A 26916-nucleotide genomic window follows, 5' to 3' on the forward strand; every position below is an offset into this window, starting at 1 on the left:
TTCGAATTTTGATGTTTGATTGCGGACTTCGCAATGAAATTTAGTGATGAAGAAAAGAACTCTTTTTATCGCTTACTGGAATCCCGTCGCGATGTACGCTCGGGTTTCCAGTCAAAAGAGATTCCTGACGAAGTATTAAAGCGCATCTTAACTGCGGCGCATCATGCGCCATCAGTGGGTTATTTACAGCCCTGGGATTTCTTGATCATTCGCTCAGAGGAAGTTAAGCAGAACATTAAAGATAATTTTCTACAAGTAAGCAAACGAGAATCACAGTTGTTTACGGGTGAAAAACAGGACTTGTATAAGGCGCTTAAACTTGAGGGGATTTTAGAAGCTCCAGTGAATTTATGCGTAACTTGTGATTTGAAACGCGATGAAGGCAATCAGCTAGGTCGTTCAGCTCAGAGTAGTATGGATATTTATAGTACCGTATGCGCCATTCAGAATATGTGGCTCGCTGCACGTGTTGAAGGCATCGGGATGGGCTGGGTGAGTATATTGGAAGAGAAACACATAAGTGAAGTTCTCGACTTGCCCGAGTCAGTAAAACTGATCGGTTATTTTTGCTTGGGCTACGTGGATGAATTTAAAGAGCAACCTGAGCTCGAAAGCGCAGGGTGGAATCAGCGCGTAGATATAGATGATTTGATTCGTTATGAAAATTGGAAGACACAAAAAAAGGGCTAATCAGATTAGCCCTCTTAGTTTGACTTGCGTTTGTCTTTAGCCAAATAGTTCTTTTAGAGTTCCCGTACTATCACCAAAGGAATCGACTTTTAAGTCCAATGCTTTTAAGATGGATAAGTGCATGTTATTCATCGGAAGTTTATCTTCGTAGTTAATGTAAGAACCATGTTTAAGGCCCATGTTTTTGCCGCCGGCTAAAATAAGTGGGAGGTTTTTGAAGTTATGTGTGGAGCTACAGCCACTTCCGTAGAGGATGACGGTATTGTCTAGAGCGGTACCTTGACCTTCTTTAATGTTATCCAAACTGCTCATGAAATAGGCTATGCGAGAATTTAAAAACTGATCGTAACGAGACCAATTGAGGTAGCCACCTTCAGTGTTTCCGCTATGTGAAAGTCCGTGGTGACCGCCCGTGCCGAAGAGCACAGAGGGGAAAGTATCCGCAATGCCCATACCATCTTCACGAGTCATCATGAATGTCGCCGTACGAGTTAAGTCGGCTTCAAAGGCAAGGCTGATAAGATCAAACATTGTTTCTAGATACTTATCGGGTTTAATCGTCATATCTACGTCGAGATCTAGGTGGCTGGTATCCACATCTTTGATAGGTGTATCGAGCCATTTTGAACTACGGTTTACACTATCTTCAATTTCACTCACGGAAGATAAGTACTGCTCCATTTTTTCACGGTCGTTTTTGCCCAACTTTTTATTGAGTTGACGAGCGTTATCCAAAACCATATCGACGACTTTTGCTTCGTAGTTGAGTTGCTGGCGTTGTGATTCGACTGATCCCGTACCTTCCTTAAAGAGGCGTTCGAAAATTCGTTTAGGATCATTTTCAGAAGGGATGGGACGACCATTGCGGTCAAATGAAATGGTGCCAATTCTAGATTTAAAACCCACACCACCGTCACAGGAAATATTTAAGTAAGGGAAACGAGTTTTAGATTTGAATTCGTTAGCTGCCACTTGGTCGGCAGATATTGTGTTTTTGTACTCGCTACCACCGAGGTTAGCGCCAGTCATCCAAAAGTCACTACAGACGTGAACGTCGGCCAAGGCGGCATTGGGGTGGTGAAGTCCACCGACAACCGACATCTTGTCACGGAAGGGAGCAAAGGGTTTGAGTGGTTCTGTCATTTTGTAATTAGAACCCGTTTCATGAGGAAACCAATGCCAAGTTTTATGAACGGGATTGCTTTCAGGAGGTAGGCTGACGCCGTTGCCAAAATAAATGTGGCAACTACGGCGGATGTTATCTTGTTCCTTTTGAGCTTCTTCACCCATGGCTTCGAGGCAAGGTAAAGCCAGTGATGCGCCCATTCCCTTGAGGAAGGTTCTACGAGGTAATAACCATTTTGATTTGTTCATAAAGACTCCTTAAAACTTGAGGAACAGGTCACTGTTCACAATTGATTCGATAATAGCATGGAGGTGATAATCAGAAGCTTCTGCATCTTTCATGATGGCTTTGATTTCATCTTCGTCTGCAAATGACGTTGAGCGTCCGATGGCATAAGTACTGAGGTATTTGATCAGTGAGCGACTTACGAGTTCTTTTTTATCCTTGAGGAGATAAGCTTTGAGCTCGTTTAAGCCATTGACTTCGGTACCGTCAGGGAAGGTTGTGTCGGCAGAGATTTTTTCTGAAGGTTTTTTGATTCTACCTGTGGTGTCGTAATGCTCAAAGGGAAGGCCCCAAGGGTCAATTTTCATGTGACAGTCACGGCATGCGGCTTTGTCACGGTGAAGCTTGAGTTGTTCTTTAATGGTCAACTTAGCTAACTCAGGGTCTTCTTCATCAAGAGCAGGAACATTGGGCGGTGGTTTTGGTGGTGGAGAATCGACAATTTTCTTCGCTAGCCATACACCGCGTTTAATAGGGCTTGAGTGTTTACCTGTAGAAAGTGCAGTTAACAAGCCACCATTAGTGATGATTCCGCCACGTTGATGCTGGACTTGAACAGCCGTAGCACTGAAGTCGAGGCTATTAACTGGTGGTAAGCCGTAGAAATCAGCCAAGCGCCAGTCGACAACAGCATATTCCGAGTCGACGAGTTTCATGACGCTCTCATCGTTTTGAAGAACGTGATGGAAGAATGAGTAAGTTTCTAGCTTAAAGCTATTTTTGATGTCTTGGTTATAGCCATTGGAGTACTTTTTATCTACAACAACGCGCTCGAGACGTTCCACGTCTAACCACTGACTCGCGAAGTTCTTTGAAAAGTTAAAACTTCTCGGATCGGCAATCATGCGCTTAAGATGTTGTTTCATATTTTTGCGTAGAGTACCATTTGCGGCTGCGTCAAAAAGCTCTTCGTCAGGCATCGTATTCCAAAGAAAATACGAAAGTCGAGAAGCCAATTCAAACTCAGTGAGTTGTTTAGTTCGTGTTCCTTCAGGCTCGTTAATATAAAGGAACTGAGGTGAACTTAACACGATTGCGCATAGTTCTTTGATACTCGCCTTAAAATCTTTTTTGTTATTGTAGATGATTTTCCAGAAACCATGATGGCGCGTGAGTTCTTCTTCACTGACATGGCGACGGTAAGCCTTAGGAAGGAAATTAGCTAAGATTTCTTTTGCGTAGGCGCTCTGATTCGTCGAGTTTGCGGAATCCACAAAAATATTCTTGTGACTTGGACTCGGCCAAGTGGGGAAAGAATTACTTTCAAACTCAATTGAGTGAATGATTAAATCAGTATTGCGTTTCGTATTCCAAGGCGTATTCCAAAAGCCAATATGAAGAAGATTTGCTAAGTAGTTTTTGTTCTTGGGGTCATAAGCAGGGAGAGGGTAGTCTTCGATATAGGTAGTGAACTCATAAGTTTCAGGAGCGTGGAGAGGCGCCGAAATCTTTTTGATTTCTTTGAGAGGACGGAACTCCTGGCCATCATCACGACGATTACCTATAAAGGGTCTTAAGTAGGCATATTGATTATCATTATATTCTTTGTATTGAGCTAAGTTGTGCTCGTCGCTTACTTTTGTTATAATGACTTTTTGAACAGGAATTTCTGCTCTTGAGTAAATATGTAGGTGTTTCTGACCTGGGTTTAACTCGATGAGACCAGCTGAATATTGATGCTGACCCTCTTTGAAGTTGTAATTGAGGTTTTTAACTGCAGCAGTATTGATATGGACATTTAAACCCGCTTGATTTTTTTCTGATAAAACTAAATCAAGTTGATAAACGCCGAGCTCACCTTTAAAATCAAAACCGTGATTAATCGTATGGTGAATAGGCTTAGGCATTTCGTACTCACCTTCATTAATGGGGCGCACATAATTGGTCTTAGCAGTAATCACTTTTCCTGTAAATTTACCTAGCTTAGAATTGTATTTGGCGACGGCATTTTGTTTGTACTCAATCGCCAAAGCCTTAGTTTTTCTTGTGGCTTTCGAAAACTCACGTTGTTTTCCATCCTTACTAGCTAAAGCGGTTAAAATGAAGTAAGTAAATTGTGGCTTCTTCTTAGCCGTCAATTGAATTTTGACTTTCCCTTTTTTGAGCTTGGTGAGTGCTAAGGGTACAATTAATTGCTGAGCACCTTTCTTCACTTTGATGTTCTGTAGTAAAGTTTCACCAATTCGTAAATTGATAGGGCCGTCGACTTCGCTGAGGAGTTTAGCATCGACTTGGTAAAGACCATCTGCTTTTACATTCACGCTTTCTTCTATGATGAATTCTGGCTTTTCAAGGTTTGTATTAGGTGCGTAAGAGGGCTTTTGTTTTAGCTTATCAATCACTTGTTCTGCATTTTTTACAGGTGCTAGATTTGTGTTTTTCAAAAAGGTCGAATTGGGACCCATGGATGCTTTAACACGGATTGTTACAGGTCCTTGACGAGGAAAATCACGGACAACGAGGCGCATGTGTCCACTTGGACCACGGCCACCGGCTTTACCAAGCTGGAGGTCACCACGAGGATTGAGTATTAAGCCTTCACGAACAACTTTACCATGATCTGGGTAAACGGCGTGATGTAAACCTTTGAAAGTTACGGCACCTTTTACGGTACTATTTCCTTTATAACCTTCGTGATAGACGTATTCATCTTTGAGTTTGCGATGAGTAAATTCGTAATCATGTAGCGGTGAGGGCTCAGTAACTTTATAGTTTTGGGTGGGGACGAGGCGTCCCATTGGGCCCATGGTCAATTTTTCTTTATGCTTTGGATTAATATTCTCGCCAAAATCAATTTTGAACTTCATGATCTCGGGTTTTGTGGCAGCGGGCACAGCTTTATCCATCGCTTCACGAGCGATCTTTAAGTAGTACTCCATTTGTAGAGCCGATACATCGAGTGTTTCTCCGTTGTTTTTGAAACCTTCGGGAGAAAAGGCATCTTCGGGAAGGTCGCGTGAGAAATTGAAATCAACACCTAAGAGATCTCTGAGAGTATTGTTATATTGATCGTTGTTTAAACGACGCATTACGGTACTGATTTGACCTTTGCGGACTTCTTTGGCTTTTTGAAGTTCTGCGGTAAGAGTTTCAATTAAAGTGTTGCGCTCATTGTCATTGAGTTGGTCGGCTTTTTTTGGTGGCATTTCGCCAAGATTAATAATATCTAGAACTTCATACCATCTCTGTGCGTGGACACCATAGACTAAGTCTTGATCCATATCATCAATACGGAAATCGCCTTTCTGTTTGTCTTCATTATGACATTCGATACAGTATTTATTGATAATAGGGACGAGGTGCTTAAAGGTCTCTTTTTTAGCTTCCATTTTTGCGATGTCCGCACGAGTCTCTGATTTGTCTTCGAGTTCGAGCCCCTTTGGCCACTTGGCGCCTTCAGCAATCCAAGTTTTGATTAATGATATTTCACTTTTGCTGAGTGGGTCACCTTTGCCGGGAGGCGGCATGAGGTCATCGTCGTTATGTTCAAGGCTAATGAGATCTACTAGCCAGCTGTCCTCAACCTTACTGGGCTCAACTACATCACCTTCCATCATGAATTTATGAGTATGGAGTCTGAGCTTACCTTTGTCCTTTTCTGGTCCATGGCAGCTAATGCAGCTTTTTTCTAAGATGGGTTTGATTTGCTTGCTGAAATCAATGGGCTTGGCACTTACTCCAAAAGAAAGAAGTAAAGCACTTGAAAGTGTGATGTATTTTATACGCAAAATTTAAATCCTTAAAATTTTTACTAAGATCTGTTTGTAGTTTATTACGCCCTAGCTCTACAGATAATTAACAGTAAGAATGAAAATAGTTAACAAATTCTTAAAAATTTCATTAAATTTATTTATTTTGGAAGCTATTTAATGAGGAAGATTGAGTTCAGAAAAAGCCTTTTTATAGTAAAGGAATTATAAAATTTAAGGATTTTTATGAAAATAAAAGAAGAAGTCGTTTTAGTTCCCACTCCCACAGTTCCCATGCGTACAGTGATCTACCGTCCACAAGAAGAAGGGGAGTACCCCGCCATCCTCTTATATTCAGAGATTTTTCAATTGTCGGGGCCTATTTTGCGTTCGGCGCAAATGATGGCTGGGCATGGTTTTGTTGTTGCTTGCCCAGAAGTTTACTACGATAATTTGGAGGCAGGAACGGTTTTAGCCTATGATGATGAAGGCAAGGAAGTCGGTAATAACTTAAAGTGGGATACGCCGATCGAGAGTTTTGATAAGGGAGCGCAATCACTTATCAGTTTTTTGCAAAAACAAACTTACTGTACAGGCAAGATTGGCACCATGGGGTTCTGCCTGGGCGGTCATTTGGCCTTTAGAGCCGCACTCGAAGATGAAGTGGAAGCTTGCGCGATTTTTTATGGAACAGATATCCATTCGGGAACTCTTGGGACAGGCAAGAATTGCGACACCTTTGAGCGCATTGGTGAACTTAAAGGCGAGGCGATGATGGTTTGGGGACGTCAAGATCCACATGTGCCAAAGGAAGGCCGTCAGCGTATCTACAATCAAATGTGTGATAAAGAGGTTCTTTTTTCTTGGCATGAGTTTAATGCGGTTCACGCATTTATGCGTGATGAAGGGGATCGTTATAATCCCCAGTTAGCACACCAGTGTTATGGGATGGCAGTAGATTTGTTTAATCGTAGGCTCAAGATTTAGCATGCTTAAACTCCAAAATGAAAATTTCTTATTGGAGATCTTAGATCCTAGAAAGGACCATGAGCTTCTGGGAGCGCGTTACTGCCGTGGGGGACAAATTTTTCAAGTGAAGAACTCGCAAGGTGAAGCCTTGTTTTGTGGCCCGACTTACCCTGAGGCTTATAATGCCTTTGATTCTCAAGGTCTACCAGATGCCTTTAATTCTTACCCCAATTTTGAGCAATCACAGTTGGGAGACGAGATTTTTGTTATTGGCGTGGGGCGCGTTAAGTACTCCAATCCCATAGAGACTTTTTTTGCTTGCGATAATCGCGAAGTGGCGAAAGCTGTTGATTGGGAAATCAAACAAGAAGGCCAAAAGATCACCTTTAGCTGTGAAGACGAGTATCAGGGCTTTGCCTATCGTCTAGAAAAATCAGTTGAATTGAAAAATTATGCCATTGAACAAAAATTTAGACTCGTGAATACGGGGGATAAACAATTGCCAGTATCCTGGTTTGCTCATCCATTCTTTTTTCATAGGGAAGATCTCGTCTTTGGCAACCTTCCAGTGAAACAGGAAGCCAATTCGCTTTATTTCCGCAATCAAGATAATGAGATAACAGTAAGTCTACCGGAAGATTTTGATACGGTGAGAGATCAAACTTTTGTCATGGGCCAAGCCATTCAAAACGAAGAAGTTTTACATGTGCCAATTCGCCACAAGTTCCTCGATAATTTTTCCATTGATTGCCATTTTAAAGTGGCGCAATTTCCCCTGTGGTACAACCAGAAAACAATAAGTCCCGAACCGTTTTTGATTCAGGACTTGGAACAATCATCTATACTAAGTTGGGGGATAGAGTACTGCTTTTCTTAAATGTAGAGAGGTGCCATACGGCGCCAGTAGTACCCACTATGAGCTCGATCATCCCAGTAATGAAGTTGATGCTTGATCCCCTTTTGCCAGAGAAGGTGACTCAAATGTTCGTTGTTTTCTTTGAAGGGATCTTCTTTGCCGATAGTAAAAACCATATCCATGCGTCTCAAGTCTTTGAGCCTTTGACTACAGTTTAAACCAGGGAGGTAATGTGTGGGATTGTGAAAGTAAATGTTATCATCGTAGTAACCACAAAATAAATCTCGAAAACTTTCTACACTTAATGTGACGTCATAACGTCCTGAAAATGCCGCTAGTTTTTGAAAGAGGTGAGGATGGCGGAAGGCGATATTTGCGGCATGGAAAGCCCCTAAGCTGCAACCATGAGAAATGGTGCATTCATGGGAGTTGATGCTGTTCATAAAGGGCATGACTTCATTTAAGATATACTCTTCATAGGCAATATGCCTTTGAATTCTTCCCGTGGGGTGAGCCCAGTTGCAGTAGAGTGATTCACTATCGATGCCGTCAATGCAGAAAAGCTGGAGCTGGCCTTTATTAATTTTATCACTTAATTTTTGAGGTATGCGCAAATTTTCATATTCATAGAAGCGACCCATTCGCGTCGGGAAAACAAGAACTTTTGCACCTGCGTGGCCAAATACTAACAATTCCATATTCCTGCCAAGTCGTTCAGTCCACCATTTGTGATATGCCCGTTTCATTTATAAGTCTTTGAAAAAATCCTTGAGTTCTAGGAGTAGTTGACGTTGTTCTTTTTCCTTGTCGTCATAGTCAAAGTGTCCAGCACTTAAAACGAATAATTCCTTGTTTTCTGTGAGGGCATTATAAATAGCGAATTGTCCAGGTGGAGCTACGTAAGGATCAAAAAGTGCGCAGGCAAAATGAACGGGAATTTGTATGTATTTAGCACTTGTTGCCGCATCGAAGTAAGCAAGAGTTTTTTCCACCATTCGAGGTTCTCTTTTATGGAGATCTTGTAGACTTTTGGCACTGCCAAATGAGGGGAGTTCTAGCCGTAGAGTTTGATTGCCAAAGGTAGGAATGTTGAAGTGTGCTTTTTTGATTCGGGAGTCCCAGGCACTCGCCATGACACCAATCCCTCCACCAAAGCTAATGCCCATGAGGCCGACTCGGCCGCGTACTTGAGGGAATAGTTTTTCAGCAATACTGACAGCTACCCATAAATCCTGAACACAATGACCGATTATGTATTCACGCCGATCGTGAATATTGTGACGCACATGCCATTTTGGCTCAGGAGATATAGGGTAGTGGTGACTACGCCCAAGTCCTCGACTACAGGGAAAAAAGAGGGCGGAATCTTCGAAGGGTAAATGGAAATCCGGCTCATGTCGGCCACCATAGCCGTGAGAAATTATCAAAGCTTTTTCAACCGCGCGATCTTTTGGTGTTGTTAACCAACCTCTAATGCGGACTCCATGGGTCGATTGATAGTCGAGAAAATAGACTTGGCATTTTTCTCTTTCTTCCAAGTATTCAATCGAGAAATCAACAGGGAAATCTACTGTTTCTTGGTAGAGTTGTTTCCAGAAATTTTTATATTTCCTAGGCTCATTCGGGCTTGAGACTTTAAGAAGTTCTTGAAGTCCATAGCCGTAAGTGGGATCAAAATCGTAGTTGTGTATAAAGTCAGTTTTCATAGTATTTAAATTTTCTTAACTGACTCTACTTGAACAGAAAATTACGTAGAGGCCTGTTCTTTAAAAAAATGATGAAGTTAGCGTTAATTTTAGAAGGAAAAGCCGGGGAGTGATTTTTTCAGGGCATCGCCACCACTTTTTAGGAGGGTGTCTTTGAGTCCTGATTTCCACTCTGAGATAACGCCAACAGATTTTTCTAAAATTTCTGGTTGAGCGTCTACAAAGCCTTTGCCAACCGGGCTCTTGAAGAATTTGATCATGGATTTCAAGTCATTCTCAGTCACGTACTGTTTATATATAGGTGTGAGGTCTGAGTTGAGCTTAGAGATTTGTTCGCCGAGAACTTTGGTATATTTCGAATCTGTTGTCGAAACGCCAAATTTAGTGGCTAGATCATTAGCTAGCTTTTTATGAGTGGAGGTAACACCAGAAGCTTCGAGAAATTCAGCAAGTGTCGACGTGTAAGAATCCGCAGCATTGAGAGTGAAAAATACGGAGAAAAAGAGTAATAAACTTAGTAAGCGCTTCATGACCTATCCTATTGATTAATTAACTTGCTTAAAGATAAAAGCCAAGTAAAAATAAAGCAATGGATTCGAGGACTTATGTCAGCTTATTCTTAGAATTAATTGGCAGGTTTATTACTTTTGATGTTTGGGTTAATGAATGAACCCAAATCTTCACCCATGCGTACGGCATCACCAGGCTTGAGCGTCTCATTGACTTTAAAAGAATCTTTTTCGAAAAGCATCACCACTGTTGAGCCCATGGCGAAGTAACCGAGTTCGTCGCCTTTTTGAACTTCAATGGGAGTTTCGAAAGTTTTTGCCATCGCCAAGCCTTTGTTAGATTCGGCTTTGTGATAAGCTAATTTAATTTTACCTACAATCGTAGCGCCCACTTTTACAATGGCAGATTTTTGCCCGAATTTATTCTCTATATAAGTGATAATACGCTCGTTAATCGGAAAGAGGTTGCGCACATTATTGACTGCAAAAACATTGACTGGAAAGAGGCGGCCAGGAATGACGCGCATTTTTTGGATGATTCCCGTGGCGTAGTGATGCATACGGTGATAATCCGTTGGCGCGAGGTAAATCGTCATATAGTAACCATCTTGATAGGCTTCGGCTTCTAAAGTAGAGCCGATTAGATGGTTGAGTTGATAGTCGAGGCCCTTGGCTTGGATCATGGAACCGTTGACGATGTCACCCATCTGGGCAATTTTGCCATCCACTGGGCTAACGACATTAGACGGATCGTCTAATTTGTGAACGGGGCGGACACCAGCTTTTAAGTGGCGCGTGAAAAATTGATTGAGAGTGGGGTAATCCGCAATATCTTTTTCAGCTTCGTTAAGATCGATTTTGTAGCGTTTGGCAAACCAGGGGATAAAGGCTTTACTAATGGCTAAGTTAGCGAAAAAGCCTACGAAGCGACTCAGAAGGTTTTTGGGTAATAAATTGAGTAAAGTAAGTAAAGTGCGGTCCATTTGGTAAACTCCCTAGTCTTTTGCTGGATCATGTGCAAACTCTGAATGGCATTATCTATATCATCAGTTAAGTTATTTCCCAATTTTTCAATATAGATTTAAGTAGGTTATTTATGGGCTTTTGGACAAATTTTAGCCATTTTTTAACGTTGAGGCCTATGCCACTGGGGCAGGAGTGGGTGGACTTCACTATGAACAAGTTCAAAGTTCATGACAAGAGTCCCGTTAAACTCAACGATTTTACTTTGTTTCCTGAGCCTATGCTCATGCGCAAATACATTGCACCAGAATTTTTAGAAGATAAGATTCACGAAATCGAGGATCTCCTCATATACATGTGTAGTCGCGATTACCGTGATTCATGTGGTTTCATGCATCTCGCAGATGAAGAAGAACTCAAGTGCTACGGATCACTTACGATCAGTATGATTGGTGGTAAGACTGGCAAAAAGCCTGGACTTTTCATCAAAACTCAGGATCACATGGATGAAGCCTTTGAGTATAACTTACGTGCGGCACTTAAGCCGATGCTCGCTCCATTTAAACTTAAACCAGAGATCGGTTTCACATTAAACTTTCAGATCAATCCGGTTCACCCCAAATGGAAAGTTCCAGCTAAGTACAAAAAATTAGAATTCTAAGATGTCAATTAAGCGAGAGTACAAATGCCATCAACTGGGTGACTCATGCTTAATTTTTGTTTTTTTTGACTCTATCTCTGAAGATAATAGTCAGTTCATTTTAAGCCTTTTTCGCTCTTTACAGAATGAAAAAGGCTTTTTAGATTTGGTGCCAGCTTACTGTGATATTGCGATTCATTATGATCCTTTAGGCAATGAGGCGCAAGAGATTCGTTTGATAGTGGATAAACACTTAGAAAATTTAGAATTGAAGCAGGATTTTTTAGAGAAGACACACCGATTAGCAGTTGTCTATGATGGTCAAGATCTCGCTAGGGTAGCGGACTTAACAAAATTGAGTACGAATGAAATCATTCATCGACATAGTCAGGCTCAATATACAGTAGCAATGATAGGGTTTTTGCCGCATTTCCCTTATTTGATTGGTTTAGATCCTTCCTTGCATGTTCCGCGTTTGGAAACGCCAAGAGAAAGAGTTCCAGAAGGTTCTGTGGCCATCGGAGGAGAACAAACCGGAGTGTACCATGAAGCATCACCTGGCGGCTGGAATTTAATTGGGCGCATGAACCCAGAGCATTTACAGCTCTTGGAGCCGGGAGATAAAGTTGAATTTTTTGAGGTTAAAAATGAAGATCAATTGTGATATAGGTGAACGAGGCATAGATAATGTCATTGATCAAGAATTGATCACGCTAGTGGATATTGCGAATCTCGCATGCGGCGGACATGCGGGTGATGCGGACTCCATAAAATTTTTCAGAAATTTAGCCGATGAAAATGACGTTCAAATCACTGCCCACCTCTCTTATCCCGATAAAGAGAATTTTGGGCGGATAAGTATGGATCTAAGCTCAGAGGAGCTTCTGAATGCACTGGATCAGCAATATGCCTTAGTCAGCGATATCAAATGGATTAAGTTTCACGGAGCTCTCTACAATGATTTAAATAAGGACAGAGAGCTAGCCCAAGTGATTTATCACTGGCTTATAAAAAATAAGATTGAAGTCTTGTTATGTCCGCAAAATTCCGCAATAGCGCAATTATGTGAGACTGAACAGCTGATTCACATCATGCCCGAAGTCTTTGCGGAGCGCGCGTATATTTACGATGGAGAAAAGCAACAATTTGCTCTCATGCCCCGTGGTAAGAAAGGCGCGGTTTTAGAGAGTTTAGAAGAGGCGCTGATTCATAGTGAGCAACTCTTACAAGGTACAGTGTTCACTCATGAAGAGGATGGAACAAAAGTCTGTCGCGAAATTTATGGTGAGAGTATCTGCATTCATTCTGATGCGACAATTGCCTTAGAACTCGCAAAAGAACTACGGGGTCGCCTTGCTTAAGTTTATCAAAAAAGGTTTGAGTACAAACTATGAAGCCAAGGATTGTTTGCCTACTTATGGCGAGCAATTTCGTGGGCTGAGTCCTAAGGGGCTTATGGATCAAGGCGCGTATCAGGAAGCCTGTGTGCTTTTTGGTGAACAGGTGAATTGCCTGGAATTTATTTTAGCGCCAGAAATCGAGTTTTCAGAAGCGGGAAGCATAATCATTACGGGTGTTCCTTATCAAGAAATTAAACTGGATGATGAGCTTTTGCTTCGTCACAAAGTTTATCATGTGCAAGTGGGCCAGCGCTTGCGCTTTTCGCAAAAACTCAAAGGCTTTCGCACTTACTTAAGCTACATGAATAAAATTGCCGATCGTGCCAGTGATCAAAGGACTTATGCAGAACGTTACCCCAACGCAGCTCCCGAAGGAGTGATTCGCTTAATGAAGGGACCAGAGTTTGCACAGCTCGCAAACCCCGAAGTGATCCTTGAACAAGGCTGGCAAGTGGGAAGTCAGCTCAGTACAATGGGCATGGCTTTGACAAAATGGGGCGAATCACTGGCTTTAAATAGTAAGGGGAAAATGATTTCATCTGCGGTCGCCGACGGCACTATGCAAATGACTCCCAAAGGCCCTTTTATCTTGCTACGCCACCGTCAAACAATCGGCGGCTACCCTCGCATCTTTAACGTCACCTCAGAAGATATCGACCGCCTCGCTCAGCTCGGCCCCCGCGATTTTATTCGCTTTAAGCTGCTTTTGTAAAGTTTGTTTTCCTTAAAGCTTGAAGTTCTTTTTTGAGCTTTTTAAGTTTGTTTTTTTGACCTTTATTGAGTTTGAGTTGCTGGATCTCTGAAATGATTTGATTTACTTTATTTTGATTCTGCATAGAAGCTGCCAGTTTACATATATTGACTTTTAGATTGTAAACTTGACCACCCTTTGCTTTTTTGAGCTGATCTTCAAGCCGTTTTGTAAGTTGTTCTGCAAGATCGTTATTAGGCGCTTTTAATAGGATAGCTACTGTATAGTCAATGCTTCTTTTAATAATCACCCCTTGTACTTTGGAACTTATGATTTTTTGAAATAACGGTAGAGCATCTTCATATTCATCTAGATTTTTATAAGCAATAGCAAGATGGTAAGCATTAAATTCTGACGGGCTTAATTGATAAGCTTTTTCGAAATAGGTTTTAGCTTCAGTAAATTTCTTTTGGTGCTCTAGTTTATTGCCGAGGTAGACGTTTACTGCAGCATTAGTTTCTAATAACTTTGTTGTTTGAAGGTATTCTCTATGTTTTTTATTGGAAGCAAGGTCAGGGTTTTGAGTTTTATGAATTCTAAATCTCAGATTAGATAATTTAAACTTTCCCTTTGGGTAATTATTGTAACTGGCACCGATTTGAAAGCGCTTTATTTTATCTAAATCTATTTTGATAATGTCGAAATAATTACCATCATTGACATCGTATTGAAGTGTGTCTTCCCAAAGTTTTATATTCATTTTATATGATTCAGCTTTAGGTAAAAAGCATGCTGTCCAGATTTTTTTACTAGGAACTTCGTGACCGGTTAAAGTTTTCTTCCCATCAATATGGACGCTCACTCTATTGCTGTGTTTTTCAGGAACTGCTACGAATGTGAACATCGAAATCTGATTATAATTGTCTAAATGCTCAACTTCATATTCTATTTCAAAATGGCTATCCATAGCCCGATGGTATTTAAAAGAGCTAGCTTTTATGGAGTCTATAATAACAGATGACTTATCAATCACTTGTACTGAGCTGATGTTATTTGTGAAAAGATTTGCTAAATCTTTGGTGAAATCAATTTCCACCCATTCGCCATTTTGTAAAGTGATTTCTGTTTTGATTCGTAGTTCTAAGAGATCAAGTACGGGTTTTAGAGCTATAGAAGAATTGTTAGATTGGATAGTTTTGAGCTCTTCGAGGTATGTTTTAAGATCCTCAAGTTCTATTTGACTTAGGGCAGTATTGCTAAAGTCTGACAATACTTGAGAAGCAATGTATTTGAGTTTGTCACTATATTCGGAGTGTTCTATATGAGCAGCAGATTTAAAAATCTTTAAATCACGTATATTTGTTTTAGCTTCACCAAAATCTAAATTTTCTGATGAATACATTTGCTCAAGTTTATCGATTTTGTTAAATTGTTCGGTGTAAATACAGAGTTCTAAATACCTATCTCCAAAATTGATAGGATCTTTTTTGAATCGAATATTTTCATTTTTTGCATGGTAGTAACCTAAGAGCATTTCTTCGGTAATATCTACAATGTTGAATTCCTGAATTTTAGCCCAGGCTTGCTTACGATTATCATAATCTTTACGTATTGCACGGATTGTTCCCCAAATCATGAGGGGGATTTGCGTGTCGTAACGCTTGGTTGCAGCACAGGCCTTTCCGAATTGCACGAGTTGTGCTTGTGAACCTCCCCAGCGCGGTTGAATAGCCCAAATATATGTATTGTAAACAGGGTAGTAATCGAATTCGATTTTGACAGCTTCATAAAACCATTCAAGAGCAGTTTTTTCAGATTGGCCGGCGGTAGCAATAGTAATCATTCTTTGGGGAGCTTCAGGACATTTTGGATTGATTTCAAAAGCTTTAGTATAAAATTCGCCTGCTTTGTTTAAATGCTCATGGAAAATGGGCCAAGCCTCTTTTTTAACTGTACTAGCATATCCGCTACCTCTTACGTCCCAAGCCTGTTTTACATTAAGCTGGCCTTTTAGCATGTTCATGATCCAAGGGTGTATCTTTGGGTTGTCTTTAAGGAGTGTTTTTATATTTTCAACATCGTTTCTTCGGTCAATAATCACGTCGTATAAATGCCACCATGCGTATCGTAGTTGATGAGGATCATCTGTAAGTTCGGTTAACCATTTTCGAGTGTTTGAAAGTGTACTCATTTCTTTGACATGGTAGGAAGTCCAGTTTTCGAACATAGCTCTTACATAAGGCGAGTATTTTTTTATGGACTGATTGCTAATGTTGATTTTCTGGTGAAGGTAGTTGTGAGTGAAAGCTAGTGTAAAAGGGTCTTTTGGTCGGTGCTTTAGAATCTCTCGACATTGCTCTTTGACATAATCATAACTTGGAAAGTCGCCAATCATTGCCATGCGATTGGTATAATCTTCAATAGCAATCAAGACAAGTTTTTTAAGCTCTGGAGGATCAATTGATTTAGCTTGATATTCACGTATGAGTTCTTGCTTAAATTCACCGCGTTTTGCGAGGTGATCACGATGAGAAGCGCCATCTAAAGGGATTATGACTTTTTCAAATTCAGGAGGTTTAATTTTAAAATCCATGGGGATTTCGAAGAGTTCACCATTGGGTTTTCTTAGAATTATAATTTTTTTGTCATGATCAATTTTTTCTATTTCAAAATCACCATCACTTTCAAAACTAAAAGTTGTCTCATTTGCATAGCTCGCAATTGTGAAACAAATAAAAATTAAATAAATAGCCCATCTCGGCATAATACACTCCCATGTTTTAGTTAGGCCTAAAAGTAATGTTTATGTATTACTGGTCAACTTCTTAATTCTTCTTAAATTAAGTCTATGTCACAATTTATATGTAAAATTAATTGTTATGGATTCCACCAGGCATCGATTTCTTTTTTGAGCTTACTGACTTTTTCGGGGTTTTGATTGGCGAGGTTCTTTTTCTGCATGGGGTCATTTTTGAGGTCAAAGAGCTCGATTTTATCTTCTGGAGTAGGTTTCTGCCAGCCTTTTAAATCAAGTTTTGGATCGGGTGTGCTCCATACGGTGAGTTTCCATTTTTTACCGACGTATGAACGGGCGCGTAGGCCTGCTTCTGGGCGATTGACATCGAGCATGTCGTGTGTGAAGCAGCCGAGGAAAATGCTATCGCGATTATTAACCGCATTAAAATCTAGGAGATCGATGCCAGGAAGTTCTTTGGGTATCTCGACGCCAGCGGCAGCAAGAATAGTGGGGACGATGTCGATATTGCTCGCTAAATTTTCTTTGTCCACTTGAGGAGAAAGCTTACCGGGCCATTTGATCATGATAGGAGTGCGAACGCCTTGTTCATGCGGAGAAGCTTTCACGGAGCCTCTGCCCATGCTACCCCAGCCATTATCACAGATATAAACAATCATGGTCTTATCAGTCAGCTTCTTTTGATCGAGATAATCGAGCAATTGGCCGCAAGTCTCATCGAACCATTCGCACATCGCATAGTATTTGGATTGCCCCTTAGCCCCCAGGGCTTGGTACTTATCTTCCAAACGCTTTGGTGGTGTGTGAGGTGTGTGAGGCATGAAGGGCGCATACCAAATGAGGAAGGGTTTGTTTTGAGACTGAGCTTCGTCAATAAAATCATAAATGGGTTGCATCGTTTCGCGTCCAATACTCAAGGAATATTCGGAGCCATGGCGAAGAGTAGGGCCCATGTCATGGGTGAAACCTGAGTTTTTTGGATCCGCATGCCAGTACTTACCCGTTTGTAGAGAAAGGTAGCCTTTGCTAGCCAGTAGAGCTGGCACTTGTGGGCATTCTTTAAATTTCTCAATCCATGGTTTACGGCTAATTCCCGAAAGTGGATCGTTACCCGTTTGGCCATTTTGGTGTGAATAAAGCCCCGTAATGATAGTGGTGATGGAAGGGCCGCAGACTGAAGTCGCCACATAGCCGCGTTCATAGACCACGCTCTCACTCGCAAGTTTATCGATGCGTGGCGTATCAATGAGCGTGTGGCCCATAAAACTATAGTCAGCATAAGCTTGGTCATCACTGAGGATCATGACGATGTTGAGGAGTTCAGTTTGCTTGGCAAAAGCGCCACAAGCACAAAGTAGCAGTAGGGTGAAAAGTCTATAGGGATTCATGTTTTCCTGTGGGTGATCTTATGTTTGACGTGTTAGCTAAGTAAACATAGGATTTTTTATTCTGTTACGAATCCATGGGAAATTCCAACAAAAAGCCAGTAGAGAAGGCCTTCCTAAAGAACTTGAGCTAGGCTAAGCATTAAGATTTTTAACATTATTGTGAGCCATGTTTTCCAGCTGGACGTAAAGAGCAACGACGTCGAATTTTTTTGGGAACTCAAAGGTTTTGGAGCCGAGTAAGAGCTCGTTGGCTTTACGGTAAGGGGAACGAATATAAGTGATGGTGATTTCGCTATCATCCACACCCATGCCGGCCGTTTCGCAGCTGACTTCGCAAATGGTGTCTAAGTAAATAGAGTGGATGCGCGTTTTCTTGCCTGTGGCACCTTGCGTATCAAAGTCCAAGATTCGTAAATTAGTAAAAATTAGTGTGTCGCGAACGAGTTTGAAGCCAGTTTGAATTTCTTCTCCTTCAATGAGGTAAGCCCCGTGCTTTTTTTGGAGCTCTTCTAAACTAACTTCTGAATAATTGCCAAAAAGGCCCTGAAAAAATCCCATTGTGTATCTCCGTTTTGATTAAGCAGTAATTTACTGCTCTAGATGAATTAGGTAAAGTGGAGGCTAGAGGATTTTTGAGATGAAGCGAAGCTTATTCACTCTTGGATGAATTTCTTATTGCCCTATGGAAAATATTGCCACTCTCATTACTTTAGCGAAAAAATTTAAGGATAAAAAATGATTACAAAAAATCAGCTTGTGAGTCTGGATTACTTCATCAAAGATGAAGCGGGTCAGGTTTTAGAGAGTTCTGCTGAAGGCTTATTAACGTATTTACATGGCTATGGCTCCCTACCGAGCCCCTTAGAGCAAGCGCTCGAAGGGAAAGATCAAGGGGCAAATGCCTGTTTAGATGTTCCTGTATTCAATGTTATGGTGAACACGATGCGAGTTTATTTATTGGGAATAATTTTTTGGACTTCTTTTAAGGATATAATTCTATCGATTTCTTTTTTGTAATCACCATCTTTTATTTCATTTGGCATTTGAGATATAGAAATTTTTGAATTTTCAGTCGTGATTATAAAAATTCTTCCTGTATTAAAGTCGTAGTTATTCCCATTGATATTCATACTTTTTGATGATGCAGAATATTCAATTGATGGACCTTCAAGAGGTTTGATGTACCCTTTCCATGCAGACCCATCGTGCCCTTTCCATTCAGTCCCACCAGAACTTATAGTTCCAATTGAGCTAATATCACTACATATTATAAAACCCAAAGTTTTGTCTGATTTGATTCCGAAGGTAATAACTTTAGAATTTATACTTCTACTTCCGCCTCCAATTTGCTCGCTACAGCTAATCAGACTTATCAATAAGCTGACTACTAAGATGAAATTTACCGGTTTTATCATTTGTTGGGTCCTCATGTTCTTATTAACATAAGTAAGCAAACTCCTTTTGAACTTCGTCGTTACAAACCTTAATGATTTTGATGCAGTAAAATTTGGCAGGTGTTGAATAAAAGGTATTCGCAGCTAAGGAGTCGGGACTCCTTGCAGGGAGAGTTTGAGGAGGAGCGGCGTCCTAGCTCATATATAGATTTATCGAAGAGATCTCTATTCCTCTCGAACACCCCTAGAAAGAACTTGCTAGTCCTTTACCATGTGAAGCTTATTGATGAAAACAGAGTTTCCCTTATAATATTTTCTTTACTCATGGAAAAATTAAATAATTTGGTTAGCGTGGGGAAAAATTAAGGAATTGATTATGATTACAAAAAATCAGGTTGTGAGTCTGGATTACTTTATTAAGGATGAAAAGGGCAATACGCTCGAGAGTTCAGCGGAGGGCTTATTAACATATTTACATGGCTATGGTCACTTGCCAATCGCACTGGAAAGAGCTCTGGAAGGTAAAGATCAGGGAACGCATGTTTCTTTAACGCTTCCTCCAGTTCAATGTTTTGGAGAACGAAATGAAGAACTCTTTAGAGTTGTTGGGCCCGAGATGTTTGAGGATGGGCTCGAGATTAAGGCGGGCTTGAGTTTTCAGAATATGACCGAGCATGGGCCTCAGCTCATTCGCGTGGTTAAAGTCGATGGAAATCAAATTACAATTGATTCCAACCACCCCTACGCAGGGAAAAACTTAACTTGGGACGTGGTGGTCTTATCCATGCGTCACGCCAATGCTGAAGAAATGCAACAGGGCTATGCCTCGGGCATGTACACGGGTAAGGGCTGCGGAGCTCGCAAATCTTGCGAAGATCGCAATGCCTGCACAACTGAAGACAAATCCTGCCACGACCACGATCATAGCCAAGGCTGCAGTCATTAGTTTGAATTGATGGTTTAGCATTAAGCTTGAGTCGGAAGTCTAGGGACGCTGTCCCTGTCCCTGCGAGGGTGGCTACCCATCGACGAGCAGAAGGGCAATGATGAATTACTTACAAGAATGAGTTTTTACTGCAGTGAGCCTGCGAACGATCTGCAGCGAATGAAATGAGCGATCGGCTAACTTTTTCAAGTCTGTCCCCATGCCTGCGAGGGTGGCTACCCATCGACGAGCAGAAGGGTAAGGTTAATTTTGAATGGTGAATTGTAAATTTTGAATTGTTTTAACTCTGCGTCACAGCGCCTCTGCGTGATGAGATTAAATCTGTAAGTAAAGTCGATTTGAAAATAGCTACAACACGTGAACAAAAACTTAGTGTCTTGGCGTCTTCGCGAGAGGATTCTATAGCTTGCTCTCATTTGTAAATTAACTCACGCAGAGTCGCGGAGGCGCAGAGAGGTGTCAAGGGCAATGATGAATTACTTACAAGAATGATTTTTTACTGCAGTGAGCCTGCGAACGATCTGCAGGCGAAGCCGATCTGCCAACTTTTATGATTTTAACCACTGAAAAGTACAGAAAAACACAGAAAGGTTTGTGAGGATTTGCGGGCTTCAAAATGATTTTTTGCTAAGGAATTAAGAGCAATTATAAATTTTGAAACTCTACGTCTCCACGACTCTGCGTGATGAGATTAAATCTGTAAGTAAAGCCGACCTATCAACAACTATAATAAGTGAACAAAAAACTTCGTGCCTTGGCGTCTTAGCGAGAGACCTCTAAGACTTATTCCTATCTGTCAATAAAAGAGTGTTTGAGTTAAATTAACTCACGCAGAGGCGCGAAGGCGCAGAGAGCAATAGATGATTGAAAAATGGATTAGTGGAGTCGGCGCTTGGAGTTTAACCATGGAAATTTTCCATCCTATTTTGAAGTCCTATAAAACCAAGGTTAAAATTTTACTATTTAATAGATTCAAATAGTTGTTTAGCCGTTTCGTTTGCTTTTGTAGAAAAATCAGAAGTGTTAAAATCCTTTTTGTCAGCAAGGAGAATAAGGTGAACACCTGGGCTTTTTCTAAAACCTAGCGTTTGCCACAAATAATCATTATGGTTTGAAACGAGTTTGTCTTTAATGATAAAAAATTCTGTAAACCAGCGTTCGCCATCGGTTTTTACTGATTTTAATTCCGTGCCTTTTAAATAGATGCCGCGATATTGTAGGCAGACCTCAAGAGCGTGGTGCCTATTATTACCTTGTGGATCATACCATAATAATCCAAGTTTTGGGGATTGATCATTAAGTCTCAGTTGGTAGCCCATGCCCTGAATCACCTTTTTTTTGATTGTGCTTGGTGGTTTTAAATGCTTAGAATCTAAACTAAATAGGGTTGAGGAAATAAATGGAAGAAAAAGAACTGTAGCGATACAGGATGTTAGTACACCATTTAGCCTTGAGTTTGTTGGTTCAGTTGATCGTTTAGGCGGTATGTTAGTAACTTTATGCCACTTTAATACAGTGAATATGAAAATTGTAATGGCCCATATATCCGCATAGGGGATTAGTACAAATAGTGGGCATGATGCGCTTAGACATAAAAAGCCTGGGATACTTAATAACCATTTCGAATTGACTGTGAGGGGACAGACTAATAACCAAGGTAGCCACAAAGATTCAATTCCAGACCAGCTTATTGCGATAGCAATACTTACCCATAAACCAAGAGCTCTGAAATTAAAAACTTCACTATGATCTTTGTAATTGCTATTTAAAAGTAAGAACAATACACCAATGGCAGTGACCCAATGATTACTTAAATTGAGTAATGGAGCAATGAGTCCAATAACTGCTGAAATATGTAAAAGTTCAAAACACAGTGATTTTTTTGAGCGTTTTGTATCCCTTGGAATAGCATACAGGGCAAATGGTATTAACCAAAATAACCCCCAAAAATAATGCATCTGTGGGGTCTCGACTTCAGGATACAGGAAATAGCGATAAGCAACTAAGGTTAAGATTCTTAAGACATTAGATAAAATGGCTAAGGGTATCATGCATAGCATTTTCAGCCAGTAACTGGAATTCTGTGGGCTATGGCGATTCATCCAAGCATATATAGCTAAAAGAACTAGTAAGATGTTCATGCCAGCACAATCTCGAGTCCAAGGAATGCTTAAGTGAGCAACGTTGAAGTTAACTCCTTGATCACTGACTGCTAAGCCCGTTAGGCTTATTATAAATAAGGCAATAGGTTTGCAAATACTGCCATATATATCTACGACAATATCCGATGACGAGAGTGTAGAAAAAATTAAGAGGGGTAATAGACCCTTCCATAAAGGATGAGTGTCATTTGGCTTATTCTCAGTATCGGTCATTTTTTTACTTTTAAGCTAAAAACTTGGTTTTTATAAATGCAGCTAAGAAGAAAAGTAAAGCGAAAAATGGTGGATTTGGAGCCCCTGGAGCACTTTCATCAAATGCCCAAGCCCAATCTTCTGACGGAGTATCAACATTTGTTGTTTCTGTGCCAGATACTTCTGCTATTATGGAACCTAATGCTTCTTGACTATCAGTTTCCGGATTAAAGGTTTCAACACGAGTGGTATAATTGTCTGACTCGAAACCACCCGATCCAGTGGTAGACAGTTTTATTTTATCCCAAGTAGTTTCAGCATCACCATAGAAATTAATAAATGCATAGGGTTGACCGGAGTTTTCACCTGTTAATGGATTGCCATAATAATCTTGGCCAAGTGCCAAACTTCCAAACATTGACGCGGTTGAATATTGAGAAACGATTTGATCATCATTGTAAAATGTAAGTAAGTTGGAAGAATCACCTGCAGACCACCACATTCCAAAATAGGAACTTGGAGTATCTAAAGTTAAAGTACTATTTTGTATATTATAAGCATTTTTAACATAGGAATAGTTGGAGCCTAAACCAGTGTTTTCATCTATGGCACCACCATATTTATTAGCACTACGAACATAGACTTGATCAAATGATCCCACATTGTCCCATGCAAGATTATAGTTGAAGCCAGTTTCTAAATCATTAAAGTTAAATTCATTGGTGTTTGATAATGAACTTGTAGTAGCAAATGGGTCTTCGGCTATTGTTACTAATGTAGATTGACCATAGGAAACTTGTGAACTTAAAATCAATAATATTAATGTTTTAGCTAACTTAAACTTTGAAAAGACACTCATAGTTACACATTTTTGTAGTTTCATTTTGTACTCTTTCTAAGTTAAAATTATTATTTTAAAATTTCTTAAATAACATAAACACCATAAAAATTCTTAAAGAAATCATATCCGAAGAAATTGTACTGCTGTATAAGGTTTGGATACTATCATTAATGTATTCAATTCAAATGATTTACGAAATAGTTATTTGATGTTCATGACGAAAACTTGGTTTTTATAAATGCAGCTAAGAAGAAAAGTAAAGCGAAAAATGGTGGATTTGGAGCCCCTGGAGCACTTTCATCAAATGCCCAAGCCCAATCTTCGGAAGGAGTATCAACATTTGTTGTTTCTGTGCCTGATACTTCTGCTATTATATTACCCAATGATTCTTGACTATCAGTTTCCGGATTAAAGGTTTCAACACGAGTGGTATAATTGTCTGACTCGAAGCCGCCTCCACCATTTTGAGTTAGTTCAATTTTATTCCATGAGGTTTCTGCGTCCCCGAAGAAATTTATAAAGGCGTAGGGTTCACCACCATTACCACCTGTGAGTGGGTTCCCATAGTAATCTTGACTTAAATTTAAACTCCCAAACATAGATTCAGTTGTATATCTGGCAACGAGCTCATCGTCATTATAAAATGATAACTGATTGTTTTTATCGCCCGCAGACCACCAGAAACCAAAATATGAACTGTTCTCATTTAGACTTAGAGTACTAACAGGTGTCCAGTTATTCCCCTGCCATGAAAATTGAGATGCCTGGCCTGTGCTTTCGTCAATGGCGCCTCCCCATACGTTAGAATTTGAAATATAGAGACTATCAAAAGTTCCTACACCATCCCAAGATACATTATTATTGATCCCATTTGAGAGCTCATTAAAGGTGTACTCACTTGTGTTTGCAAGTGAACTTGTTGTTGCGCTCGCGTCTTCTGCAATAGTAACCAAAGTAGATTGCGCATAGATAGGTAGTGAAAATAATAATATCATTATTAATATTATTGATTTTTTTATAAAACTAGATGAGTTAAACATTGAAAACATTCCTATTTAAAATTTGAGTATTAATAATGAATTTTTTTTGTTAGTTTTGATGTAAGCAAATTTAGGGTTTTAATTTCATTTATAATTTGTAATTAATTGATTTTAAACATCTTAAAAATCACCTCATGCTTTTTGAGGTGTTTTTTAGAAACAATTCACACACAATTTACAGGAGAATGTGTGAGTTTATACATACCAAATAATCGTCCTTTTAAACTCTGCTTCATAGCACCTCTGTGTGATTGAATTAAATCTCTAAGTAAAGTTGATCTAATAATAGCCCTAAGACCTGAACAAAAACTTCGTGCCTTGGCGTCTTAACGAGAGAATTCTAAGACTTATTCCTATGTGTAAATTAAATAGTTTTTTAAGTTAACTCACGCAGAGTCGCGTAGGCGCAGAGAGGTATTAAGGACAATTTTTAATGGTGAATTCTAAATTTTAAATTGCTTATAAGAAAAATTCTTTCACTGCAGTGAGCCTGCGAACGATCTGCCAACTTTTATGATTTTAACCACGGAAAAGCACAGAAAAACACGGAAAGTTTTGTGAGGTTTTTGCGGTGTTCGCAAGTCATTTTCTCGCCAAGGCGCGAAGTCGCCAAGTTTTTTAAGAGATAGAAAGAGTTAGGTAGTTCACACTTCAGTGTGTGTGACAGAGATTAACTGATGTTTAATCGACATCTTGGGGAGTCAGAAAAATGGGTTTACCACAGAGTTTACTGAGGACACAGAAAAATATAATATGTATACTGTTGACTTAGCGACTTAGCGACTTAGCGACTTAGCGACTTAGCGACTTAGCGACTTAGCGACTTAGCGACTTAGCGACTTAGCGACTTAGCGACTTAGCGAGAATTTTTCTTTTGCTTTGAAATATAAACCTTTACTGCAGTGAGCTTGCGAACGATCTGCAGCGAATGAAATGAGCGATCTACTAACTTAAAAAGCCTTACCCAATAATTAATAACCTTCTGCGTGGCCGTCTTTGCGGGATTCGCTAGCGCCGATGTAGGTTTTATTTTCTTTGTCCCAAATGACACCTTGGAAGCCTCCAAAACCTGAACGTGAATTTGGGCGCACATCATGTCCCATCGAGCGGAGTTTTTCAATGCTTTCAGAACTGACACCTTTTTCGAGGCGTAGAGTTCCGCTATCACTCATTTTATAACCCGTAGAAGTCGATGAACCATAGTGACGGAAACGAGGGGCATCGCAAGCTTCTTGTAGGTTCATATCAAAATCAATGAGGTTACAGACAATCTGAACATGACCTTGGGGTTGCATTGCGCCACCCATGAGGCCGAAACTTAGCCAGGGTGCTCCATCTTTTGTGATGAAAGCGGGAATGATTGTATGAAAGGGGAGCTTGCCGGGTGCGTAGGCATTGGGATGGTTTTTATCTCTGATGTTAAAAAGGGCGCCGCGGTCTTGGAAAGAAAAGCCCATTCCATCGGGAACAACACCACTTCCAAATCCAGCATAATTGCTTTGAATAAATGAAATCATATTACCTTCTTTATCACCAACGGAGAGGTAGACGGTGTCGCCATTTTGTAAAATGGGATTTCCTGGCTCAAAATGTTCACTTACTTTTTCGGAGTTAATTAGCTGACGTCTTGCATCGGCATATTCTTTTGAGATAAGTCCTTTTAAGGGAGCGGGGCTGAGTTGAGGATCGGCGTAGTATTTGGTGCGATCCTCATAGGAAAGCTTTTTGGCTTCCACCATGTGGTGCAAAGTTTTTGCACTATTATGTCCCCAAGATCTGAGCTCGTATTTTTCGAGGATATTGAGCATTTGTAAAGCGGCGATTCCCTGAGTGTTGGGGGGGAGTTCCCAGATATCATAGCCTCGGTAATTACTTTTTAAGGGTTCTACCCAAAGAGATTTATGAGAAGCAAGATCTTCGTAACGTAGGAAATGTCCATGTTTCTTACTGAATGCATCCATTCGCTTTGCGAGGCTGCCTTTATAAAATGCATCGCGACCCTCTTGGGCAATGATTTCTAGAGTGTTTCCGAGGTCGGGGTTTTTAAAGCTTTCTCCTTCTTTAGGCGAACGTCCATTGGGGAAAAAAGTAGACGCAAAGTTCGGTTGCTTAATTAGATCATCTCCATAAGACCAATGCCTAGCAATGATAGGTGTTAATTCAAATCCTTCTCGGCAGTACTTGATAGCTGGAGCTAAAATTTCCTTCATCGGAAGCTTTCCGAATTTGCCATGTAACTCAAACCAGCCATCAACACAGCCTGGAACCGTTACAGGAAGTGGGCCAGAGTAGGGGACACGGTTCAAATTATGCTCGCGAAAGTAATCCCAAGTTAAAAGTTGAGGAGATCGTCCACTCGCATTCAGTCCATAGAGTTTTTTATCTTTGGCAGACCATACAATAGCAAATAGATCCCCTCCAATGCCACCACCAGTAGGTTCCATGAGGCCAAGTGCCGCATTTGCGGCAATAGCAGCATCTATGGCATTACCGCCATCTTTAATGATTTGCAGACCAATTTTTGTAGCAAGGGGGTGGCTTGTGGCAAGCATGCCATTCTTGGCTTTGACGACGGGGCGAGTCGCATAAGAACTTGAGTCGGCATGTATGAGTCCATAAAATAAGAAGGTGAAGCAGAAAAAGAATGAGGAGGTTTTGAGTGGCATGTTTGATC

General features: G+C 40.5%; 23 protein-coding genes. 9 read left to right on the forward strand and 14 right to left on the reverse strand.

What is annotated here, in order from left to right; translation table 11 throughout:
* Positions 1 to 33: 33 nt before the first annotated feature.
* Positions 34 to 690, forward strand: a complete 657-nt coding sequence (gene bluB / locus LNTAR_RS11155; RefSeq protein WP_007278809.1) for a 5,6-dimethylbenzimidazole synthase — start codon at positions 34 to 36, stop codon at positions 688 to 690.
* A 36-nt stretch (positions 691 to 726) separates the two neighbouring features.
* Here bluB and LNTAR_RS11160 read toward each other — a convergent pair whose 3' ends face one another.
* Together LNTAR_RS11160 and LNTAR_RS25595 are read right to left on the reverse strand one after the other, a co-directional pair.
* A complete protein-coding gene (locus LNTAR_RS11160; RefSeq protein WP_007278810.1) occupies positions 727 to 2064 on the reverse strand; it encodes a DUF1552 domain-containing protein in 1338 nt (445 codons plus the stop codon).
* Positions 2065 to 2073: 9 nt separating this feature from the next.
* Entirely contained in the window at positions 2074 to 5829 is a 3756-nt protein-coding gene (locus LNTAR_RS25595) for a DUF1592 domain-containing protein (RefSeq protein WP_007278811.1), read from the reverse strand.
* Between the two features lie 207 nt (positions 5830 to 6036).
* Here LNTAR_RS25595 and LNTAR_RS11170 point away from each other — a divergent pair, with 207 nt between their 5' ends.
* Positions 6037 to 6777, forward strand: a complete 741-nt coding sequence (locus LNTAR_RS11170; protein ID WP_007278812.1) for a dienelactone hydrolase family protein — start codon at positions 6037 to 6039, stop codon at positions 6775 to 6777.
* A gap of 1 nt (position 6778) precedes the next feature.
* Complete coding sequence (locus LNTAR_RS11175; RefSeq protein ID WP_007278813.1) at positions 6779 to 7636, forward strand: aldose epimerase family protein; 858 nt, start codon at positions 6779 to 6781, stop codon at positions 7634 to 7636.
* Here LNTAR_RS11175 and LNTAR_RS11180 read toward each other — a convergent pair.
* The 4 genes from LNTAR_RS11180 to asd all read right to left on the reverse strand — a co-directional run bounded on the left by LNTAR_RS11180 (position 7633) and on the right by asd (position 10813).
* Complete coding sequence (locus tag LNTAR_RS11180; protein ID WP_007278814.1) at positions 7633 to 8361, reverse strand: esterase family protein; 729 nt, start codon at positions 8359 to 8361, stop codon at positions 7633 to 7635. The two genes, LNTAR_RS11175 and LNTAR_RS11180, sit on opposite strands and share 4 nt — an antisense overlap.
* Positions 8362 to 9321 (reverse strand): acetylxylan esterase, encoded by a 960-nt coding sequence (locus LNTAR_RS11185; protein ID WP_007278815.1) that lies wholly within the window; start codon positions 9319 to 9321, stop codon positions 8362 to 8364.
* An 89-nt stretch (positions 9322 to 9410) separates the two neighbouring features.
* Positions 9411 to 9851 (reverse strand): DUF2059 domain-containing protein, encoded by a 441-nt coding sequence (locus LNTAR_RS11190; protein ID WP_007278816.1) that lies wholly within the window; start codon positions 9849 to 9851, stop codon positions 9411 to 9413.
* A 95-nt stretch (positions 9852 to 9946) separates the two neighbouring features.
* Positions 9947 to 10813, reverse strand: a complete 867-nt coding sequence (gene asd, locus LNTAR_RS11195; protein WP_007278817.1) for an archaetidylserine decarboxylase — start codon at positions 10811 to 10813, stop codon at positions 9947 to 9949.
* Positions 10814 to 11004: 191 nt separating this feature from the next.
* On the opposite strand from asd, the gene LNTAR_RS11200 reads away from it, so the two are divergent.
* From LNTAR_RS11200 to LNTAR_RS11215, 4 genes are read left to right on the forward strand one after another with little or no spacing between them, the layout of a single operon-like run.
* The gene (locus LNTAR_RS11200; RefSeq protein WP_040914730.1) at positions 11005 to 11454 is read left to right on the forward strand and encodes a hypothetical protein; all 450 of its coding nucleotides are present in this window, start codon (positions 11005 to 11007) and stop codon (positions 11452 to 11454) included.
* Position 11455: 1 nt separating this feature from the next.
* Positions 11456 to 12097 (forward strand): 5-oxoprolinase subunit B family protein, encoded by a 642-nt coding sequence (locus tag LNTAR_RS11205; RefSeq protein ID WP_007278819.1) that lies wholly within the window; start codon positions 11456 to 11458, stop codon positions 12095 to 12097.
* Positions 12081 to 12794 (forward strand): LamB/YcsF family protein, encoded by a 714-nt coding sequence (locus tag LNTAR_RS11210; RefSeq protein WP_007278820.1) that lies wholly within the window; start codon positions 12081 to 12083, stop codon positions 12792 to 12794. Before LNTAR_RS11205 ends, LNTAR_RS11210 begins: the two co-directional genes overlap by 17 nt.
* Positions 12787 to 13545 (forward strand): 5-oxoprolinase subunit C family protein, encoded by a 759-nt coding sequence (locus LNTAR_RS11215; protein ID WP_007278821.1) that lies wholly within the window; start codon positions 12787 to 12789, stop codon positions 13543 to 13545. Before LNTAR_RS11210 ends, LNTAR_RS11215 begins: the two co-directional genes overlap by 8 nt.
* Here LNTAR_RS11215 and LNTAR_RS11220 read toward each other — a convergent pair.
* The 3 genes from LNTAR_RS11220 to LNTAR_RS11230 form a co-directional block, all read right to left on the reverse strand.
* The gene (locus LNTAR_RS11220) at positions 13529 to 16288 is read right to left on the reverse strand and encodes a tetratricopeptide repeat protein (RefSeq protein ID WP_007278822.1); all 2760 of its coding nucleotides are present in this window, start codon (positions 16286 to 16288) and stop codon (positions 13529 to 13531) included. The genes LNTAR_RS11215 and LNTAR_RS11220 overlap by 17 nt on opposite strands.
* 113 nt (positions 16289 to 16401) lie before the next feature.
* Positions 16402 to 17667, reverse strand: coding sequence for a sulfatase family protein (locus LNTAR_RS11225; protein ID WP_007278823.1), 1266 nt, complete (start codon positions 17665 to 17667; stop codon positions 16402 to 16404).
* A 132-nt stretch (positions 17668 to 17799) separates the two neighbouring features.
* A complete protein-coding gene (locus LNTAR_RS11230) occupies positions 17800 to 18225 on the reverse strand; it encodes a PH domain-containing protein (RefSeq protein WP_007278824.1) in 426 nt (141 codons plus the stop codon).
* 177 nt (positions 18226 to 18402) lie between these two features.
* Between LNTAR_RS11230 and LNTAR_RS27185 the strand changes: the two genes are divergently transcribed.
* Positions 18403 to 18684: a peptidylprolyl isomerase gene (locus LNTAR_RS27185; protein WP_157473492.1), complete on the forward strand. Its 282-nt coding sequence runs from the start codon at positions 18403 to 18405 to the stop codon at positions 18682 to 18684.
* Here LNTAR_RS27185 and LNTAR_RS11235 read toward each other — a convergent pair.
* A complete protein-coding gene (locus LNTAR_RS11235) occupies positions 18618 to 19082 on the reverse strand; it encodes a hypothetical protein (RefSeq protein ID WP_007278826.1) in 465 nt (154 codons plus the stop codon). The two genes, LNTAR_RS27185 and LNTAR_RS11235, sit on opposite strands and share 67 nt — an antisense overlap.
* A 355-nt stretch (positions 19083 to 19437) precedes the next feature.
* Here LNTAR_RS11235 and LNTAR_RS11240 point away from each other — a divergent pair, with 355 nt between their 5' ends.
* Entirely contained in the window at positions 19438 to 20007 is a 570-nt protein-coding gene (locus LNTAR_RS11240) for an FKBP-type peptidyl-prolyl cis-trans isomerase (protein WP_007278827.1), read from the forward strand.
* A 959-nt stretch (positions 20008 to 20966) separates the two neighbouring features.
* On the opposite strand, the gene xrtZ is transcribed toward LNTAR_RS11240, so the two are convergent.
* The 4 genes from xrtZ to ggt all read right to left on the reverse strand — a co-directional run bounded on the left by xrtZ (position 20967) and on the right by ggt (position 26908).
* Positions 20967 to 22382, reverse strand: coding sequence for an exosortase Z (xrtZ, locus tag LNTAR_RS11245; protein ID WP_007278828.1), 1416 nt, complete (start codon positions 22380 to 22382; stop codon positions 20967 to 20969).
* A 10-nt stretch (positions 22383 to 22392) separates the two neighbouring features.
* The gene (locus LNTAR_RS11250; RefSeq protein ID WP_007278829.1) at positions 22393 to 23244 is read right to left on the reverse strand and encodes an Npun_F0296 family exosortase-dependent surface protein; all 852 of its coding nucleotides are present in this window, start codon (positions 23242 to 23244) and stop codon (positions 22393 to 22395) included.
* A gap of 170 nt (positions 23245 to 23414) precedes the next feature.
* Positions 23415 to 24242 carry an Npun_F0296 family exosortase-dependent surface protein gene (locus LNTAR_RS11255; protein WP_007278830.1) on the reverse strand — a complete coding sequence of 276 codons (828 nt, stop codon included), beginning with the start codon at positions 24240 to 24242 and terminating at the stop codon, positions 23415 to 23417.
* A 971-nt stretch (positions 24243 to 25213) separates the two neighbouring features.
* Positions 25214 to 26908, reverse strand: coding sequence for a gamma-glutamyltransferase (gene ggt, locus LNTAR_RS11260; RefSeq protein WP_007278831.1), 1695 nt, complete (start codon positions 26906 to 26908; stop codon positions 25214 to 25216).
* Positions 26909 to 26916 lie beyond the last annotated feature (8 nt).

The organism is Lentisphaera araneosa HTCC2155, from assembly GCF_000170755.1.
Taxonomy (GTDB): Bacteria; Verrucomicrobiota; Lentisphaeria; order Lentisphaerales; family Lentisphaeraceae; genus Lentisphaera; species Lentisphaera araneosa.